Origin of the sequence: Streptomyces zagrosensis, from assembly GCF_014203645.1 — a bacterium.
Lineage (GTDB): Bacteria > Actinomycetota > Actinomycetes > Streptomycetales > Streptomycetaceae > Streptomyces > Streptomyces zagrosensis.
Window position 1 is genome coordinate 158,132 of sequence record NZ_JACHJL010000010.1, and the last position, 15,191, is coordinate 173,322.

The 15,191-nt window shown below is 70.0% G+C and carries 17 protein-coding genes; 14 read left to right on the forward strand and 3 right to left on the reverse strand.

Translation table 11 applies throughout. From position 1 onward, the window contains the following. Positions 1-51 precede the first annotated feature (51 nt). Positions 52-480 carry a MarR family winged helix-turn-helix transcriptional regulator gene (locus FHS42_RS19790; protein WP_184574021.1) on the forward strand — a complete coding sequence of 143 codons (429 nt, stop codon included), beginning with the start codon at positions 52-54 and terminating at the stop codon, positions 478-480. Positions 481-528: 48 nt separating this feature from the next. On the opposite strand, the gene FHS42_RS19795 is transcribed toward FHS42_RS19790, so the two are convergent. Continuing rightward, complete coding sequence (locus FHS42_RS19795; RefSeq protein ID WP_184573724.1) at positions 529-3,258, reverse strand: SpoIIE family protein phosphatase; 2,730 nt, start codon at positions 3,256-3,258, stop codon at positions 529-531. Positions 3,259-3,383: 125 nt separating this feature from the next. Here FHS42_RS19795 and FHS42_RS19800 point away from each other — a divergent pair, with 125 nt between their 5' ends. Beyond that, positions 3,384-4,016, forward strand: a complete 633-nt coding sequence (locus FHS42_RS19800) for an alpha-ketoglutarate-dependent dioxygenase AlkB (RefSeq protein WP_184573726.1) — start codon at positions 3,384-3,386, stop codon at positions 4,014-4,016. Positions 4,017-4,474: 458 nt separating this feature from the next. Beyond that, complete coding sequence (locus FHS42_RS19805) at positions 4,475-5,338, forward strand: SigB/SigF/SigG family RNA polymerase sigma factor (protein WP_184573728.1); 864 nt, start codon at positions 4,475-4,477, stop codon at positions 5,336-5,338. A 183-nt stretch (positions 5,339-5,521) separates the two neighbouring features. Here the strand turns inward: FHS42_RS19805 and FHS42_RS19810 are convergent, their stop codons facing one another. Beyond that, on the reverse strand, positions 5,522-5,944 hold the full coding sequence (locus FHS42_RS19810) for a cupin domain-containing protein (protein WP_184574022.1): 423 nt from the start codon (positions 5,942-5,944) through the stop codon (positions 5,522-5,524). A gap of 169 nt (positions 5,945-6,113) precedes the next feature. Here FHS42_RS19810 and FHS42_RS19815 point away from each other — a divergent pair, with 169 nt between their 5' ends. The 9 genes from FHS42_RS19815 (at position 6,114) to FHS42_RS19855 (ending at position 11,795) form a co-directional block, all read left to right on the forward strand. Then, positions 6,114-7,181 (forward strand): helix-turn-helix domain-containing protein, encoded by a 1,068-nt coding sequence (locus FHS42_RS19815; RefSeq protein WP_184573730.1) that lies wholly within the window; start codon positions 6,114-6,116, stop codon positions 7,179-7,181. 226 nt (positions 7,182-7,407) lie between these two features. Further along, a complete protein-coding gene (locus FHS42_RS19820; RefSeq protein ID WP_184573732.1) occupies positions 7,408-7,704 on the forward strand; it encodes a gas vesicle protein GvpO in 297 nt (98 codons plus the stop codon). Between the two features lie 282 nt (positions 7,705-7,986). Next, the gene (gene gvpJ, locus FHS42_RS19825; protein ID WP_184573734.1) at positions 7,987-8,439 is read left to right on the forward strand and encodes a gas vesicle protein GvpJ; all 453 of its coding nucleotides are present in this window, start codon (positions 7,987-7,989) and stop codon (positions 8,437-8,439) included. 5 nt (positions 8,440-8,444) lie between these two features. Further along, positions 8,445-9,158, forward strand: coding sequence for a GvpL/GvpF family gas vesicle protein (locus tag FHS42_RS19830; RefSeq protein WP_184573736.1), 714 nt, complete (start codon positions 8,445-8,447; stop codon positions 9,156-9,158). Positions 9,159-9,204: 46 nt separating this feature from the next. After that, positions 9,205-9,465: a gas vesicle protein GvpG gene (locus tag FHS42_RS19835; protein WP_184573738.1), complete on the forward strand. Its 261-nt coding sequence runs from the start codon at positions 9,205-9,207 to the stop codon at positions 9,463-9,465. Positions 9,466-9,537: 72 nt separating this feature from the next. Further along, positions 9,538-10,008: a gas vesicle protein gene (locus tag FHS42_RS19840; protein ID WP_184573740.1), complete on the forward strand. Its 471-nt coding sequence runs from the start codon at positions 9,538-9,540 to the stop codon at positions 10,006-10,008. Beyond that, positions 10,008-10,979 (forward strand): GvpL/GvpF family gas vesicle protein, encoded by a 972-nt coding sequence (locus FHS42_RS19845; protein WP_184573743.1) that lies wholly within the window; start codon positions 10,008-10,010, stop codon positions 10,977-10,979. The genes FHS42_RS19840 and FHS42_RS19845 overlap by 1 nt, the downstream gene beginning before the upstream one ends. Beyond that, positions 10,969-11,187 carry a gas vesicle protein gene (locus tag FHS42_RS19850; RefSeq protein WP_184573746.1) on the forward strand — a complete coding sequence of 73 codons (219 nt, stop codon included), beginning with the start codon at positions 10,969-10,971 and terminating at the stop codon, positions 11,185-11,187. Before FHS42_RS19845 ends, FHS42_RS19850 begins: the two co-directional genes overlap by 11 nt. A gap of 305 nt (positions 11,188-11,492) precedes the next feature. After that, entirely contained in the window at positions 11,493-11,795 is a 303-nt protein-coding gene (locus tag FHS42_RS19855; protein WP_376772647.1) for a gas vesicle protein K, read from the forward strand. Between the two features lie 42 nt (positions 11,796-11,837). Here FHS42_RS19855 and FHS42_RS19860 read toward each other — a convergent pair whose 3' ends face one another. After that, the gene (locus tag FHS42_RS19860; protein WP_184573748.1) at positions 11,838-12,749 is read right to left on the reverse strand and encodes a LysR family transcriptional regulator; all 912 of its coding nucleotides are present in this window, start codon (positions 12,747-12,749) and stop codon (positions 11,838-11,840) included. 96 nt (positions 12,750-12,845) lie between these two features. Here FHS42_RS19860 and tdh point away from each other — a divergent pair, with 96 nt between their 5' ends. Both tdh and FHS42_RS19870 read left to right on the forward strand, forming a co-directional pair. Then, the gene (tdh, locus tag FHS42_RS19865) at positions 12,846-13,886 is read left to right on the forward strand and encodes an L-threonine 3-dehydrogenase (RefSeq protein ID WP_184573751.1); all 1,041 of its coding nucleotides are present in this window, start codon (positions 12,846-12,848) and stop codon (positions 13,884-13,886) included. A 110-nt stretch (positions 13,887-13,996) separates the two neighbouring features. Then, positions 13,997-15,181: a glycine C-acetyltransferase gene (locus FHS42_RS19870; protein WP_184573754.1), complete on the forward strand. Its 1,185-nt coding sequence runs from the start codon at positions 13,997-13,999 to the stop codon at positions 15,179-15,181. Positions 15,182-15,191 lie beyond the last annotated feature (10 nt).

Here is a 15,191-nt window from a genome sequence, read left to right on the forward strand (position 1 = left end):
TAGGTGGAAGGCAAGCGCCCTGCGGCGACGGCGCAGGAGGCACAGCGGGCCATGGACCACTTCGTCGGCGGCAGCCATATCGGCCAGCAGGAGATCGCACGCCGCCTCGGCCTCAACTCCACCGATCTGACCTGCTTCGGGTACGTCCTGGAGGCGGGCGTGGAGCCACTGACCGCGGGGGACCTCGCCGAGCGGGCCCATGTGACCACCGGCGCGGTGACGGGCATCCTCAACCGGCTCGAACGCGCGGGCTTCGTGCTGCGCCAGCCCGACCCCGAGGACCGCCGACGGGTGCGCATCGTCGCGGAACCAGCCGCGCTCACCCGCGTTTACGCGGTCTACGAGCCGTTCTACGGGCGCCTCGCCGAGTTGTACGCCGACTACTCCCCCGATGAGATCGCCGTACTCAGAGACTTCTTCCAACGCGCCGACGCCCTGGTGCGCGGCTACCTGGAGGAAACGCGCCACAGCGCGATGTAACCACCGACCCGACCCGCTGCCGGTGGGGAGGACGGCGACCTGCGGGGGCTACGCGTCCTCGCGTACCGCCGATCCCGGCACCGCCTGCTCGGTCCAGATGACCTTGCCGGTGGGCGTGTAGCGCGTGCCCCAGCGCTCGGCGAACTGGGCGACCAGAAACAGACCGCGTCCGCCCTCGTCGGTGGTGGCGGCGTAGCGCAGGTGTGGGGCGGTGCTGCTGGAGTCGGCGACCTCGCAGATGAGGCCGTTGTCGCGGATGAGCCGGACCCTGATCGGGCCGGAGGTGTAGCGGATGGCGTTGGTGATCAGCTCGCTGAGGATCAACTCCGTGGTGAAGGCTTCCTCGTCCAGGCCCCATGCGGACAGCGTGCGAGTGACCTTGCCCCGTACGTCGGCGACCGCCGCGGGGTCCGCGGGGACCTCCCAGTCGGCGATGCGGTCCGGCGGCACGGAGCGGGTACGGGCCACGAGCAGGGCGACATCGTCGTCAGGGCGGTCGTGCAAGAGCGCGTCGAGGATCACCTGGCAGGTCTCCTCCGGGGTGCGATCGGGGCCGCGTAGCGCCTCGGTCAGCAACTCAAGGCCGGCGTCCACGTCGCGGACGCCGTCGTTGATGAGCCCGTCCGTGTACAACACGAGACGGCTACCCTCCGGCACCTGTATCTCGGCTGCCTCGAACGGCAGGCCGGTGACGCCCAGTGGCAGCCCGGCCGGTAGGTCGAGGACCTCCACCGAGCCGTCCGGGTGCGCGATGACCGGTGGCGGATGACCGGCGCGGGCCACGACACAGCGGCGTTCGACCGGGTCGTAGATGGCGTACAAGCAAGTCGCGCCGGTGACGGTGGCGGCCTCGCTCGCGGTGGTCTCGTCCTGGTCGATGCTGCTGACGAGTTCGTCCAGGTAGCTGAGGAGTTCGTCGGGCGGCAGGTCGAGCGAGGAGAAGTTGTGTACCGCGGTCCGCAGCCTGCCCATGGTGGCCGCCGCGTGCAGGCCGTGCCCGACGACGTCGCCGACCACGAGCGCGACGCGAGCCCCGGGCAGCGGAATGACGTCGAACCAGTCGCCGCCGACCCCCGCGCGGGCCAGCAGATAGCGGTACGCCACGTCCAGCGCGCTCTGATCGGGCAGCCCGCGCGGCAGCAGGCTCTGCTGGAGGGTGACGGCCATGGCGTGCTCGCGGGTGTAGCGGCGGGCGTTGTCCAGGCAGACGGCGGCGTGGGCGACCAGTTCCTCGGCGAGCGCCACATCGTCCTCGTCGAAGGGCTCTGGCTTCACCGAGCGCCAGAAGTTCACAACGCCCAGGATGCCGCCACGGGCCCGCAGCGGGACGGCGATCAGCGAGTGCACTCCGTAGTCGAGGATGCGCTGGGCGCGCTCGGGGTCCTGGGCTCGCCAACCCTGCACCTCGCATAGCCGTGCCGCCAGCACGGCGCGCCGGTCATCGACGCCCTGTACTTGGGGCGTGGAGGCAGCGAAGTCGATGATCTCGTCCACGGGGTACAGGGGATGGTCGTCGCGGATGCCGGTCAGGGCCGTGCGGCGCATCTGGATGGCGCCGCCCGCCGGCGGCTCCTCGCCGAGTACCACCGTCTCGGCCAGATCGACGCTGGTGAAGTCGGCGAGCCTGTCCACCGTGACCTGCGCCAGTTCCTCTGCGGTACGCCGCACATCCAAGGTCGTGCCGATCTCCATGCCGGCGTCGTAGAGCAGCCGTAGCCGCTTGCTGGCGGTCTCGGCCCGACCGGTGACGGTGTGCAGTTCGGTCGTGTCGCGCAGGGTCGCAACGGTGCCGGGCGGCCCGCCGTGCCGTTCGGTGGACCGGTGGTTCACTGCGAGCAGCCGGTCACCCGAGCTGACCACCTCATCGGTGGTGACCCGGCCTGAGACGAGCACCTCAGTCAGCGGGACGTCCAAGCCGAGGTCGGCGACATGGCGGCCTTCCGCGTCGTCGGGCAGCGCCAGCAGTCGGCGCGCCTCGTCGTTGGCGAGCAGCAGCCGGCGGTCGCCGCTGACGATGAGCACGCCCTCACGGACCGCGTGCAGTACCGCGTCGTGGTGCTCGTACATCCGGGTCATCTTGGCCGGGTCAAGGCCGTGTGTGAGGCGGCGCAGTCGGCGACTGGCGAGTGCGCTTCCGCCCCACGCCAGGGCCAGTCCCGCCGCACCACCACCCAGCAGGATCGGCAGTTCGTCGTTGAGCGACTTGCTCACCCGACTGGTCCGCAGGCCGGCGGCGACCAGGCCCACCACCCTGCCATCTGCGTCGGTGACGGGCACCACCGACTGGACGACGCGGCCGATGGTGCCCTGCACGGTCTCGGTGCTTCGCTCGCCGCGCCGGGCGGGCCCGATCTCGCCGACGAACTTCTTGCCGATGCGGTTGGGCCTGGGGTGGGTGTAGCGGGTCCCATCGGTGCGCATGACGACCACGAAGTCCACGTCGGCGCCCACCCTGGCGCCTTCGGCGCGCGGCTGGAGGACGGCTGTTGGGTCCGATGAGCGCAGGGCGTCGAGAATGCCGGGCGCGTGCGCGAAGGACTCGGCGACGGCCAGTGCGCGGTGGCGTGCCTCGCGCTCGTCATCCCGCCGGGTCTGGAGCACCAGAGCCGTCACCCCGGTCGCCACGACCAGCAGCACGATCAGCAGCTGCAAGACAAAGATCTGGCCCGCGATGCTGCGCACGCTCAGGAGCGAACGCGAACGCGAGCCGGGGCGGTTACGGCGGTGCCGGCGTCGGCCGGTAGCGGCGGAGGCCGACGAAAACCGGGAACGACCCATGAGCCCATGCTGACATCGATGCGACGGCGGGGCGACTGGTGTGTTCCCGGAAAATTCTGGTATCGACGGCTATCACGCGATACCCAAATCGCGCACATGTTCTATTAAAACGTATGCTGGCAAGCATGGCGGCTTCCCTGCAAGGTTCACTGTTCGACGCGGCGGCGGAGGAGGCCGGGCTGCGCCCGCTGACGGCCGTACGCCGCACCCCGCTGGCACACGGCGCGTGGATCGATGTGCTACCCGGCTGGCTCACCGGTGCCGATGCCCTGTTCGCACACCTGGCGCACGCGGTGCCCTGGCACGCGGAGCGGCGGCAAATGTACGAGCGCACGGTGGACGTTCCGCGGCTGCTGGCCTCCTACCGCGCGGGGAACCCGCTTCCGCACCCCGTGCTCGACGCGGCCCGAGACCGGTTGAGCGCGCACTACGCGGCGGAGCTGGGTGAGCCCTTCGTGTCCGCCGGGCTGTGCTTCTACCGAGACGGTCGAGACAGCGTCGCCTGGCACGGCGATCGGATCGGTCGGGGCGCAACGCAGAACACGATGGTCGCGATCGTCTCCGTCGGCCAGCCGCGCCCACTCCTGCTGCGCCCCCGCGACGGCGGCGGCCCAACGCTGCGGTGGCCCCTTGGACACGGCGACCTCATCGTCATGGGCGGCAGTTGCCAGCGCACCTGGGACCACGCCATCTCGAAGTCGAGGCGGGCGACGGGACCGCGCATCAGCGTGCAGTTCCGGCCCCGGGGCGTGGCCTGAGCCCTCGGCTCGGCCTGAGCCCTACCCCACGAGACAGCACCTCGCCACCTAGCCAGCGGATTCAGGTAGCCAGCAGATCCGAGGAGTACGCACCCGAGCCCCCGCCGAGCCGCGCGCTCAAAGGGCGCGCGGCAAACCTCCCGTCCCCTTCACAGGGCGCGCGGCAACCCCCGCCCCCGTGGCTCTCCCTAGACCAGGTGGCCCGACACGCAAGGCTGCCGATTCCGTCTGATGCGTGCTGGGGCGGAAGTAGTTACGGTGGGAAGTGCCCGTTTGGTCCGATTCATTGGCACACCGCACTACCCACCAACGGCGCGGCGCCCAGGGCCGAAGGGCAACGAGCACCGTGCTTCGGACCACAGGCACGCACCACGGGGGCGGTCGCGTCTGCCCCCACCCCGTGTCGGGCTGGCGTGTGCGCTCCGTGGAGAATCGTCCGCCGTTCCGGGAGCTGTCCCATGACGACTGCACGAGTACACGCCAAACGCCCCACCAAACATCCGCACGACGACGCGCCCGACACCGCCGCCGACTTCCGCAAGCTTTCCATTTTGGAGGACGGGCCGGAAAAGGACGCCCTGCGCGCTCGTATCGTCTCGGCCTGGATTCCGATGGCCGACCGGCTCGCCCGACAGTTCCGCAACCGCGGCGAAGCCCTGGAGGACCTGCGGCAAGTGGCGGCCCTTGGGCTGGTGAAGGCGGTCATCAGGTACGACCCGACGCGAGGGATCGCGTTCGAGAGTTTCGCGGTGCCGACCGTCGTCGGCGAGGTCAAGCGCCACTTCCGCGACCACATGTGGGAAGTGCACGTACCGCGCCGCGTACAGGAGCTGCGCAACCAGGTACGGGCCGCGTGCCGGGAGTTGTCGCCCACCCTGGAGGACCGCATTCCGGCAGTGGCCGAGATCGCCGAGCACACCGGGCTCAGCGCCGACGACGTCCGCCTTGGCATGCAGGCCCTAGACAGCTATACGGCGCTGTCGCTGGACGCCGAGCTGTCCGGCACCGAGGACGGCTACTCCCTCATCGACACCCTCGCCGACCAGGAGCCCGGCTTTGACCAGGTGATCGACCGAGAGGCGGTCAGACCTCAGCTCAGCCGGCTACCCGAGCGGGAGCGTCACATCCTGTATCTGCGCTTCTTTTGCGACATGACCCAAAGCAGGATCGCCGAGCAACTCGGCATCTCGCAGATGCATGTCTCGCGGCTGATCAACCGCACCTGTGCCGCCCTGTGCGATCAGGTGATGGACGACAGGCCACGACGTCCCGCGCTCACCACCCGCCCCGGGGACGAGGACTCCCCCACCGCGTCCGCGTGAATGCCTTCATCCCTTGGCGCCGCCCTCCTGAGCACCGCACCCCTTGGGCATTGCCGTCCCTGAGCATCGCAGGCCCGCGGGTGGCACCGCCCTCCTGCGGGCCCACGTCGCTTCACGCGGGGCCAGGGTCGGGCCGCCCCGGCCCGCGCGAGCGCGTAGGGCTGAACGGCGGTGGCCAGGCCGTTACGGGACGTGCGGCGTGGGTGAGGTGAGGGCGTGTCCCGTGGTGGCGTCCACGTGCTCGGGGACCGGCTCGTGCTGGTCTCCGACGGTCAGCGTGCCCGTGGGTTCGAAGAGCAGGACCGAGGCCCCGGCCACTGATGACGGCCGGTGCTCAACTCCTCGCGGCACGACGAACACCGAGCCCGGCGCGAGCGTGACCACGCGCTCCCCCGGCGGTCCTCCTGGCACCTTCGGCTCACCATCGCGCAGGCCGATGCTGAGCTCGCCGTCGATGAGCATGAAGAACTCATCGGTGTCGGTATGCAGGTGCCAGATGTAGTCGCCCTTCATCTTGGCAACCCGCACGTCGTAGTCATTGACCTGGGTGACGATGCGCGGGCTCCATACCGTCTCAAAGGTGGCCAAGGCGTCCCGCAGGCCCATCGGCTCACGGCGGTGGGTGGGGCCCTCGCCTGCCGCGGACGCGCTGGGCGCGCCGCCGCCGCGGACGGGCTGGCTGCTGGGAGTGGGCTGATCGCCGCGGAAGGTGTCGTCTGTCACCCGGCCATCGTGCACCGGTGACACCGCGCCAGGAGAGTGCTAAAAATCGCATATGCCGCAAGGATTCTCGCACCACCCTTGGGGGCCGGCGGCCGAAGCCAGCCGACCACATCGGATGGCGGTGATCGTGGACGATGGCTCCAACCCCTTCGAGCTGGGGGTGATGACCGAGTTGTTCGGGCTGCGGCGGCCGGAACTGGGCCGCCCCTGGTACGAGTTCACGCTCTGCGCCGCCGCGCCCTCCGTGCAGATGCACGCGGGGTTGTTCACGCTGTCCGGCGTCGCGGACCTGTCCGCGGCGGACGCGGCGGACACCGTGGTGGTGCCGAACCGGCCCGACCCGCACGCCGAGCCGGCTGCCCCGGTGCTCGATACCATCCGGCGGGCGGCGGCGCGCGGTGCCCGCCTGGTGAGCCTGTGCACAGGAGCGTTCACGCTGGCCGCCGCCGGGGTGCTGGACGGCCGCCGGGCCACCACACACTGGCGCTGGGCGGACAGCTTCGCCACTCGCTATCCGGCGGTCAGGCTGGAGCCCGATGTGCTGTTCGTGGACGACGGAAACGTGCTCACCGCCGCGGGCAGCGCCGCCGCACTCGACCTCGGGCTCCAGCTGATCCGCCACGACCACGGGGCCGAGGTGGTCAACATGGTGAGCAGGCGGCTGGTGTTCGCGGCCCACCGGGACGGCGGCCAGCGGCAGTTCGTGGAACTGCCGGTTCCGGCCACGCCCGATGCCACCTTGGCGCCGGTGCTCGGTTGGGTACGAGAGCGCCTGGACCAACCGCTGACCATCATGGAGCTGGCGGCCCAGACGGCGGTCAGCCAGGCGACACTGCACCGCTGGTTCCGTACCCAGCTCGGCACGACCCCGCTGAGCTGGCTCACCGCCGAACGCGTCGCCCTGGCCTGCCGGTTGATCGAGCGCGGGGAGCCGAGCCTGGACCGAGTCGCCCAGCTCAGCGGCCTGGGCACCGGCGCCAATCTCCGTGCCCAACTTCGCCGCAGAACGGGCCTGAGCCCCGCTGCCTACCGGCAACGCTTCGGCCCGGCGACAGCACAAGCCGCACCGGCACCAGCACAAGCCGGCGCCGGCCCCGCAAGCCAACGCCGGCGACCCTGATACGGCGAAGTCTCCACGCAGGCGCCTCACCAGAACCTGAGCCCGCCCCCGCGGCACGCCATCCGTTCTGCCGGCGCGCCGGGGGTCGCCCACGGCCGAAGAGACCGACCCGAGGCCGCCTGGGTGTGCATACGTTCGGTTTGCCGGGGCACCCGCTCCCGAGTCGCGAGAGGCGCGGCGGCCGGCGAGCCCGGCCCCATCGGCGGATGACGGAGATGGAGCGGACATGGCGAGAACGCCCAGCGATGACGGCGATGATCGGGAGGACCGCCTCGCTGCACCCGAGGCGATGCGCAGCGCCGCCCGGCAACTCGGCGAGTTGCTGGGCAGCCAACCGAGTTCGGTATCCGCGCTGCGGGCGACCGATGACGGCTGGTCGGCCGATGTCGAAGTGGTGGAGGTCGAGCGGGTCCCGGACACCACCAGCGTGTTGGCGTCCTATCGCGTACGGCTCGACTCTGCCGGCCGTCTCCTCGGCTACGAGCGCACCCGCCGCTACGCCAGGGGGCAGCTCGATGGCTGACCGCTGACCAACTGGCCACCGACCGCAACGGCGCGGTGGTGGTGCCCGAAGAAATGCCAGGCGGTCCCGGTACGCGGCACCTTCGCCGCCGTACACCGGCTCCACGCAAGGCCCCGCCCGCTAGGTGAACTGCCGGCCCTGGGCTGCCCGTTGAGCTTTCTTTGGCGCGTACCGAAGCGGGACGCATTGACCGGAACGCGCTGACATGCCAATCACCATCACGACGTCCCGACACATTCCCAAAAATCCAGGAATGCCGGAAAGGAAAGAGGAGGAGCCAACGTGACTGTCGTGCCGCAAGCCAATACGGCCGCGACGAGCCAAGGCGGCGGATCAGGGACGCTTTATGACGTCCTGGAGCTGATCTTGGACCGTGGCCTGGTCATCGACGCGTTCGTCCGAGTGTCGCTGGTCGGCATCGAGATTTTGAAGGTTGACGTCCGGGTGGTCGTCGCCAGCGTGGACACGTATCTCCGCTTCGCTGAGGCGTGCAACCGGCTGGACTTGGAGTCCGGGCGCAAGGCCCCGACCCAGCTCACCGACATCGTCGGCGAGGCCACCGAGAGCGGCGCCAAGGGCAAGTCCAAGGGTGCGCTGACCGGCGCCGTCGAGGCCGTGGGCGAGTCCCTGACGCGCGGTCGCAAGGGGGACTCCCAGGAGGAGCCCGCCGAGCGTGGAAGCGAGCGCACCAGCAAGAGGACGAGCAGCCGCCGCACGACGTCCCGAGAGGAGTAGGCCCCATGTCCACGTACGTGTACGCCATCACACCGGTAGACCACCCACTGCGGCTCGACGGTCTGCACGGGGTCGGCGAACCCGCCGGTGAGCTGCGAGTGCTCAAGACCCGGGAGTTGGGCGCCGTCGTCAGCGACGCGCCCGAGGATCTGCGGGCCAAGCGTCGCGACCTGATTGCCCATCAAAGCGTGTTGAGTCGGCTGCTTGACGAAGGGGCCACCCTGCCCATGCGGTTCGGGCTGGTCGGCCCGGACGACGATCGGGTACTGGCCGCGCTGGAGGAGCGGCGCGCCGAGTACGGCGAACGCCTCAAGGAAATCGCCGGATGCGTCGAGTACCACCTCAAGGTGTCGCGCGACGAGAGCGACATGCTCCGCGAAATCGTCTCCGAGTCCGATGAGGTCCGCCGGCTCAACGAGATCACCCGAGAGCGACCCGATGCGCAAGAAGAACGCCTGCGCCTGGGAGAACTCCTGTCGCATGAGGTGCGGCAGCGCCAAGACGATGTGGCCAACGGCATCGTGGCGCGGCTGGCGCCCACCGGGCTTGGGCACCGTGTGGGGGCGGCCACCTCAAGTCACTTCCTCAATGTGTCGTTCCTGGTCAAGCGTGCGGATGCCACCTCGTTCGCACAGGCCGTGGACGAGGAGGCCGAGCAGCAGGGTCCCGGCTATGTGCTGAGCCTGCACGGCCCACTGCCGCCGTACAGCTTCGTGTGACGCAGCCGGGAGAGCCTCGGCGCCATCGACGAGGAAGGCAGGGCCCATGGGACTTGTCACCGGGCTGCTGAAGCTGCCGTTCGCCCCCGTGTACGGCACGGTGTGGGTACTCGATCAGGTGGTGGCGGCGGCCGAGCGTCAGCACTACGACCCCGAGCCCGTACGGGCCCAACTTGCTGCGCTTGTCGCCGAGTTGGAGGAGGGAAGAATCAGCGAGGAGGAGTTCGACCGCCGAGAGGACGAGCTGCTGGAGCGGCTGGAGTGGCTTGAGGAGTACCAGCGCCGGATACGGGCAGCGGGGCGTTGACGGGCCGTACCGCATCCGCGCCGCACGGGCCCCGCGTTCCCACCGCATATCGACACCAAGGAGGCGGCTGCCATGTCCGATCCGCTCTCGACCCGGCCCGGGCTTGCCAGCGGGCTCTCGCCCCACAGCCAGCAGGGTTCATCCGCCAACCTCGCCGACATCTTGGAACGCGTGCTGGACAAGGGCGTGGTCATCGCCGGTGACATCCAGATCAATCTGCTCGACATCGAGCTGTTGACGATCAAACTGCGACTCGTTGTCGCATCGGTCGATAAGGCGAAGGAGATGGGCATCGACTGGTGGGAACGCGATCCCTCGCTCTCCTCGCTGGCCAACGGCACCTCCGCACGGCCGGCGGCGCCCTCTGAGCCGGCCGAGCCTGCCACAGCCGCCCGCGAGGCGCCCGCAGCAGGCGAGTTGGCACAGGAGAACGCCCGACTGCGCGCCGAACTCGACGAACTGCGGGCCATCACCGGTGCCCCCGCGGCGTCCGAGGCAGTCGAGCGCACCGCGCGCGGTGCGCGCACGGAAGGGAGCGAGTGATGAACGGCGATGTCACGGCCACTGCGACGACCGGCGCCTCGAACCGGCCGCAGGTGGCCGCAGGGTCGGGCCACGGTGATGATCGCCGGCGCCACGCCTACGTCTATGCCGTCGGGTGGCACGAGCCGGCCTTGACTGAGGCCGCGGCCGGCGCGCCGGGGCTCGACGGGGCGGCGGTACGCACCGTCTGCGCGGACGGGCTGAGCGCGCTGGTGTGCGACGTACCAGCGGACGCTTTCGGCGAGGAGGGGTTGCGCGGCCAGATGGAGGACTTGGACCGGCTGGCGGCCATCGCCAGATCGCACCATGCCCTGGTGGTCGCGGCCAATGCGCTGACCACGGTGCTGCCGATGCGGCTCGGCACGGTCTACCGGGACGAGGCCCGGGTCGCCCACATGCTCCAGGAGCACGGCGGGGCCCTGCGGACGCTGCTCGACCGGTTGGAGGGACACGCCGAGTGGGGCGTCAAGGTCTACGCCGACCCCCGCGCCATGCCCCCGGCGGCGGCCCCTCAGTCTGGTGCCGCAACTGCCGGCTCCGCCAGTTCCGCCGGCTCACCCGGGCGCGCCTATCTGCGGCAGCGGCGAGCTGTGCGGGACGCTCACCATGCGGTGTATCGCACGGCGCGCGACGTCGTGGCCCGGATACACGAGCAGGCCGCAGCGCTTGCGGCCGGCCATGTCGCGCACCACCCCCAGCAGGGCGAACTGGCGACGGCTTCCGGCGAAAACCTGGCCAACGACGCCTACCTGGTGTCCGTAGAGCACACCGACGCCTTCCAAGCCGCGGTACGCCAGGCGGCGGCGGACGCACCAGGCGTACGCGTCGAGGTGACGGGCCCCTGGGCCCCGTACTCCTTCGCCGCCACCTCGCCGCCGGCCCCCGAGACGGCCCCCGACACCGGCAGCGACAGCGGCACCGGCACCGGCACCGGCAGCGACCCTGGAGCAGGGGCGGGCCATGGACGCTGAGCTGCCGGTGGCCGGCGTCGGTGCCCCGGGGCTCGAAGCCCTTGCCGGGCGGCAGGTCGCCCTGATCGATCTGCTCGACCGGCTGCTCACCGGGGGCGCCGTCCTCACCGGCGACCTGGTGCTCTCCATCGCCGATGTGGACCTGGTGCACATCAATGTGCGGGCGGTCATCCGCTCGATCACCGCCGAGAATCTCGCTCCATGGTGAGCGACGGCGAGCCCGGCGCGGGAGGGCAGGAGAGGAGTGAAACCGTGCACGATCTGCCCGATACGGCCAAGCCCTTTGCCGCTGCGGACGTCACCAAGACGGTGAGCGCCACAGGCGCCGTCAACACCACGGCCACCCTCAACACCATGCACACCGGGGGCATCACAAATGCCCGGAACAGCCCAAATGCCATAAACACCGTAAACGCCATAGGCACCATAAACACTGCGCATCTCGCAGATGCCCTGAACGCCGTGACCGCCGCGGATGCCGTAACCACCGTGACCGCCACGCGCACCGCCGGGGTGCGGCAAGGCACCAGCCCGGTTCCGGCCGCGCGCCGGCTGAACGCCGATCCGGAGACGGTGGAACGGGATCTGATCCGACTCGTGCTCACCATCGTGGAGTTGCTGCGTCAGCTCATGGAACGTACGGCGATACACCGAGTCGATCAGGGGGACCTGGACGAGGAGCAGGAGGAGCGAGTCGGCTGCACACTGCTGGCGTTGGAGGATCGAATGGCTGAGCTGTGTGATCGCTACGGGCTGACGATGGACGACCTCAACCTCGATCTGGGCCCCCTGGGTTCCCTCCTGCCGCGCGACTGACCCCGGCATCCCTGCCCCACCCGGTGCGGCGCTGGCGCACGCTCACACCGGCAGCGATGCCGCCGTTTCGCGCAGCCCGGCCAGGGCCTGCCGCAGCAGCGGATGCCCCTCCGTGCCCGAGCGCACCGCCGTGAACACCTTGCGGGTGGGCCCGTGACCGCGTACGGGCCGCACCGCTGCACCAGCGGCCACCGCTCCGGGCAGCGCGGACCTGGGCACCAGGGCGACCCCCGCTCCCACGGCGACCAGCGCGCACACCGCCCTGAAGTCGTCCGACAAGGACGCCACCCGGGGTTGGAACCGCGCCTTGTGGCAGGCGAGGACCACGGCGTCATGCACCGGGTTGCCCGGCCACGGCGTGATCCATGGATCGCCTGCCAGGGCCGCGAGGTCCACATCGGGCGCCTCGGCCCGGGGGTGGTCCGGCGGCAGCACCACGTCGAACGGTTCGGCGTACAACGGCTCGCGCAGCATGCGGTCGTCCCAGCGCCCCAGCGTCTGCCGATCCTCCACGGCCACGGCCACATCGGCCTCGCCAGCGATCAGCAGCCGGTGGCACTCCTTGCCCTCGGCGTCCTTGACCCGCACCCGTACGCCCGGGGCCAACTCGCGCAGCGCCACCAGGGTGGGGGCAACGACTTCGGTGATCGCGGTCGCAAACGCGGCGATGGTCACCTCGCCGGTCACGCCCGCCGCGCAGGCGGCGACGTCGGCCTCTGCGCGTTCGAGTTGTGCGGCGATCTTGGTGGCGTGTGTGGCGAGCACGGCGCCGGTGGCGGTCAGCCGTACCGCCCGGCCACGCCGCTCAAGGAGCGCATGACCCACCTCAGTCTCCAACACGGCGAGTTGTTGGGATACGGCGGAGGGCGAGAGATAGAGCGCCTGCGCGGCGGCGGTGACGGTGCCGTGATCTGCGAGAGCCCGCAGTACACGCAGCCTTCTGGGGTCGATCACCGGGGCAGTATTCCATGCCTGTGAAGCTGAGCTTCACAGGTGACCTGGGAAAATGGCGATGGACTTCATAGCGTGAGCGCAGCACAGTGGGCGCCCATGAAGGCATTGGTGAAGGCCGCCGCTGGGCCCGGCATCGAACTGACCGAGGTGCCGACCCCGCAGGCCGGGGCGGGCCAAGTGCTGATCCGAGTGCTGCGCACGGGGATTTGCGGCACCGATCTGCACATTGAAAGCTGGGACGACTGGGCGGCCCGCTCGGTTCGTACGCCCCTGATCGTCGGCCATGAGTTCGTCGGCGAGGTGGTGGAGGTGGGTGCCGGCGTCGCGGATGTGACGCCGGGTGACACGGTCAGCGGCGAGGGCCATCTGGTGTGCGGGAAGTGCCGCAACTGCATGGCCGGACGGCGCCATCTGTGCATCCGTACGATCGGTCTCGGTGTGCACACCGATGGCGCGTTCGCCGAGTACGTGGTGCTGCCCGCGTCCAATGTCTGGGTCCACCGGCATGACATCGACCTCGACGTGGCCGCGATCTTCGACCCGTTCGGCAATGCGGTGCACACCGCGCTGGCCTTCCCCGTGCTGGGCGAGGACGTGCTGGTCACCGGGGCTGGCCCGATCGGCATGATGGCCGCGGCGATCGCCGCCCACGCGGGCGCGCGCCATGTGGTGATCACCGACGTCAGCCCGTACCGGCTCGATCTCGCGCGCAAGATGGGCGCCACCGTCAGCCTGGACGTCAGCGCCCACTCCATCGCCGGCGTCATGCCCGACCTCGGCATGAGTGAGGGCTTCGATATCGGTTTGGAGATGTCGGGGCGCGCGGAGGCGCTGCGCGACATGATCGCCACCATGAGCCCCGGCGGCCGGATCGCGGTGCTTGGCCTGCCTGCCGAGGAGGTCCCGGTGGACATGGCGACGGTGGTGACCCGCATGCTCACGCTGCGCGGCATCTACGGCCGTGAGATGTACGAGACCTGGTACGCGATGTCCGTGCTGCTCCAAAGCGGCTTGGACATCTCGCCGGTGATCACGCATCGGTTCGGCTACGAGCAGCATGCGCAGGCGTTCGCCACCGCACGCTCCGGCAACTGCGGCAAGGTCATCATTGACTGGACCCGCGCTGCCCTGACCTGACCTGACCTGCCCTGACCTGCCCTGACCTGGTTCCGCCTGGCCGATCGCCCCAGTGGCCGCCGGCCTGGCCTTCGCCGCGTACCCACCGATCCGTCCCCGAAGGAGTCCCCGTGTTCGACAGCGTGCGCCAGGATCTGCGTGCCCAGTTGGAGGAGATCCGCGACGCCGGCCTGTACAAGTCCGAGCGTGTGATCTCCAGCCCGCAGTCCGCGAGCGTCCGCGTTGGCGGCGAGGCGGTCGTCAACTTCTGCTCCAACAACTACCTCGACCTCGCGGATCACCCCGAGGTGATCGCCGCGGCCAAGCAGGCGCTGGACGACTGGGGCTTCGGCATGGCCTCGGTGCGGTTCATCTGCGGCACCCAGGAGCCGCACAAGGAGTTGGAGCGACGGCTCTCGGAGTTCCTCGGCACTGAGGACACGATCCTCTACAGCTCCTGCTTCGACGCCAACGGCGGGGTCTTTGAAACGCTGCTGTCCGAAGCGGACGCGGTGATCTCCGACGAGCTCAACCACGCCAGCATCATCGACGGCATCCGGCTGTCCAAGGCGGCCCGCTTCCGCTACCGCAACCGTGACCTGGCCGACTTGGAGCGCTGCCTGAAGGAGGCGTCAGGGGCGCGCCGCAAGCTCATCGTGACCGACGGCGTCTTTTCCATGGACGGCTACATCGCGCCGCTGGACGAGATCTGCGACCTGGCCGAGCGGTACGGCGCCATGGTGATGGTGGATGACTCGCACGCCGTTGGCTTCGTCGGCGCGCACGGCCGTGGCACACCCGAGTTGTACGGGGTCAGCGAGCGGATCGACATCATCACCGGCACGCTCGGCAAGGCGCTCGGTGGCGCCAGCGGTGGCTATGTCGCCGCCCGCGCCGAGATCGTCGAGTTGCTGCGCCAGCGCTCGCGTCCGTACCTGTTCTCCAACTCGCTCGCCCCCTCCATCGTCGGCGCCTCGCTGAAGGTGCTCGACCTGCTGGCCGCATCGGATGAGCAGCGTGAGCAGTTGCGTACGAACACGGCGCTGTTTCGCACGGAGATGACAGCGGCCGGATTCGATGTGCTGCCCGGCGAGCACGCCATCGCCCCGGTGATGGTCGGTGACGCGGCCCTGGCCGCCACGATGGCCGCGGCCCTGCTCGAACGGGGCATCTATGTGATCGCGTTCTCCTACCCGGTGGTACCCCAGGGCAAGGCCCGCATCCGCGTCCAGCTCTCGGCCGCGCACTCGACGGACGACGTACGCCGGGCGGTGGCCGCGTTCCGTGCGGTACGGAACGAGTTGGCCGCGCAGTAGCTGACGGGCA

Bases quoted from the DNA above. Each gene is read 5' to 3' on its own strand.
- FHS42_RS19790 (WP_184574021.1), top strand. From the start codon at position 52: ATGGACCACTTCGTCGGCGGCAGCCATATCGGCCAGCAGGAGATCGCA.
- FHS42_RS19795 (WP_184573724.1), bottom strand. From the start codon at position 3,258: ATGGGTCGTTCCCGGTTTTCGTCGGCCTCCGCCGCTACCGGCCGACGC.
- FHS42_RS19800 (WP_184573726.1), top strand. From the start codon at position 3,384: ATGGCGGCTTCCCTGCAAGGTTCACTGTTCGACGCGGCGGCGGAGGAG.
- FHS42_RS19805 (WP_184573728.1), top strand. From the start codon at position 4,475: ATGACGACTGCACGAGTACACGCCAAACGCCCCACCAAACATCCGCAC.
- FHS42_RS19810 (WP_184574022.1), bottom strand. From the start codon at position 5,944: ATGGGCCTGCGGGACGCCTTGGCCACCTTTGAGACGGTATGGAGCCCG.
- FHS42_RS19815 (WP_184573730.1), top strand. From the start codon at position 6,114: ATGCCGCAAGGATTCTCGCACCACCCTTGGGGGCCGGCGGCCGAAGCC.
- FHS42_RS19820 (WP_184573732.1), top strand. From the start codon at position 7,408: ATGGCGAGAACGCCCAGCGATGACGGCGATGATCGGGAGGACCGCCTC.
- FHS42_RS19830 (WP_184573736.1), top strand. From the start codon at position 8,445: ATGTCCACGTACGTGTACGCCATCACACCGGTAGACCACCCACTGCGG.
- FHS42_RS19835 (WP_184573738.1), top strand. From the start codon at position 9,205: ATGGGACTTGTCACCGGGCTGCTGAAGCTGCCGTTCGCCCCCGTGTAC.
- FHS42_RS19840 (WP_184573740.1), top strand. From the start codon at position 9,538: ATGTCCGATCCGCTCTCGACCCGGCCCGGGCTTGCCAGCGGGCTCTCG.
- FHS42_RS19845 (WP_184573743.1), top strand. From the start codon at position 10,008: ATGAACGGCGATGTCACGGCCACTGCGACGACCGGCGCCTCGAACCGG.
- FHS42_RS19850 (WP_184573746.1), top strand. From the start codon at position 10,969: ATGGACGCTGAGCTGCCGGTGGCCGGCGTCGGTGCCCCGGGGCTCGAA.
- tdh (WP_184573751.1), top strand. From the start codon at position 12,846: ATGAAGGCATTGGTGAAGGCCGCCGCTGGGCCCGGCATCGAACTGACC.